Genomic DNA, 2327 nt, shown 5'->3' on the forward strand with positions numbered 1-2327 from the left:
TTGACCTTGAGCTTTGAGCATCAGGACGGTGAACGCCGTTTGTTGTCTGCCATCCGTGACCGTCATGATAACCGCATCATGTTCCATTATGACGATTTGTACGATGAGGGCGTTCCTCAATTGGCACAGATTACGCATACCGATGGTTATCGCTTGTTGTTGGATTATGACCAGAACCGACTGGTGTCGGTAGAATACCTGACGGACGAACTGCGTCAGAGGCTGGTGACCTGCCAGTATGATGAACGGGGTTACTTGTCGGAATGCGACACTTTCCAGCACAGCCACTTGTGGCATGAATATGACACCCACGGCTACATGACCCGCTGGCATGATAGTGACGCGACGGATGTATCAATGGGTTATGATGGCCGGGGTCGAGTAGTGTCAGTGTCTACCCCGCAAGGCTACTGGCAAGATCGTTTCCAGTATGATGACATCAATAGGGTGACAACCTATCTGGATGCGGAAGGAGGGTGTACACGCTATTGGTATAACGAAAACGGCCAAATTACCCGCAAAGTTGATCCATTGGGGCGGGAAACGCTGCTTGAATGGGATCTGAGCCATAAGCTCTCAGAGACCGACCCGTTAGGCAGAAAAACCACATTCGAATACAGCCCGTACGGTGAGCTGACTACACTGACGTTGCCTGCCGGTGAAATGTTTGTTTACGCGTATGACGAATATGGTCAATTATTGCAGGCCACATTACCGGATGGTAAAAACTGGTGTTTTCACTACAGTGAACAGGGCGCTTTAGATTCTGTTACGGATCCACAAGGGCGTTTGGAAGAATACCGTTATAACCAGCACGGTGAGTTACTGCGCAGAATACAACCGGACGGGGCGCAATGGCGTTATGGATATGAGCAGCATCGGTTGCATCAGGTGCTATCACCCAATGGTTACACCACACGTTATGATCAGGATGGATTGGGACGGCTGCGATGTATGACCGATGCGTTAGGGCAGGAAACCCATTTTCAGCACAGTGCATTTCATGCCAGCCTAGAAAATAGCGTAACGGAAATCGAGCTGCCGGATGGCGTGAAGCAGCAGATTGACTATGACAGTGAACGCCGGGTTTCTGCCGTCACTGATGGTGAAGGAAACACCACGCGCTACGTATATGGGCCGTTTGACTTACTGACACAGCTGATCCGTCCAGATGGAACCACATTGAATTTTGGTTATGATCGTTTGATTCGACTGAGCAGTGTGACCATGGCAACAGGTGAGGTGTATCGTTATGAACGTGATGTGGCCGGTCAAATTATCCGTGAAACCGATTTTACCGGGCGGACAGTGGAATATGCCTACGACCTGCTGGGCCGCCGTACGTTGACCCGCCATCCGGATGGGCAGCTTATCCGTTATTGTTATACTGCCCAAGATCAAATGACTCGACAGGAGCACTGGACAACGGGAAAATTAAGCTGCGAGCTGAACGCCGTTACCGAATACCGATATGATGCCCAGCGGCGATTGGTCCGGGCGATTTCCGCTGATGCAGTGGTCGCATTTGACTACGATGAGGCCGGTAACCTAATCAGTGAACAGTTGAATGGCCGGGAAATTACCCGTGAGTGGAACAGTATCACGGATCTGCCGACAGCTGAAACGTTGGATGGAAACACCCTGCAATTTGGCTATGACAGAATGGGCTGGATTAACCATATTCAGTTTAACCAGCACAGCCCCTTATCGTTGCATTATGACCCGCTGGGACAGGAAACGGTGCGGGAAAGTCCGGAAGGTTTTATTTTGGCCAGCCGCTATACGGCAACAGGATTATTGGCCCACCAGTCGGCTGGTCATGCGACGTCCTTGTTCCGTGAAACCTTGCAGCAGAATAACCCCTATTTCCCTCCACAAGCGACAGCCGTGAATCGCAGCTGGCAATATGATCGGACGTATAATGTCAGGGTGATTGATGACGGACGCTGGGGACAAACGCGTTACCGCTATAATAGTAATGGGCAAATTGTTCAGACGATGTATCAAGGGGCTCGGCCGTATGAAGAGCAATTCCGTTACGATGCCAACGGTAATTTAAATCTGCATCTCCCGGTAGATGCACAGGGCGCGGTCGCACAAATTAGTCAACGTCAGAACGCTGGTCGCGTCGTACAACAGGGTCACTCCCGTTACCGCTATGATGACAATGGCCGGTTGGTAGAAAAAACGGAACAACGCGATGGCTTCCGTCCACAGGTCTGGCGCTACCGCTGGGATAGCCAGAATCAGCTCACCCATTGCGAAACGCCGGACGGCTCGCGCTGGCACTATCAATACGATGCTTTTGGTCGAAGAATACGTAAACT

1 pseudogene is annotated in these 2327 nt (G+C 51.1%); it reads left to right on the top strand.

What is annotated here, in order from left to right:
* Positions 1-2327: pseudogene (locus tag BM100_RS22205) on the top strand (hypothetical protein); the annotation flags it as partial.

Source organism: Xenorhabdus mauleonii (assembly GCF_900113945.1).
Classification (GTDB): Bacteria; Pseudomonadota; Gammaproteobacteria; order Enterobacterales; family Enterobacteriaceae; genus Xenorhabdus; species Xenorhabdus mauleonii.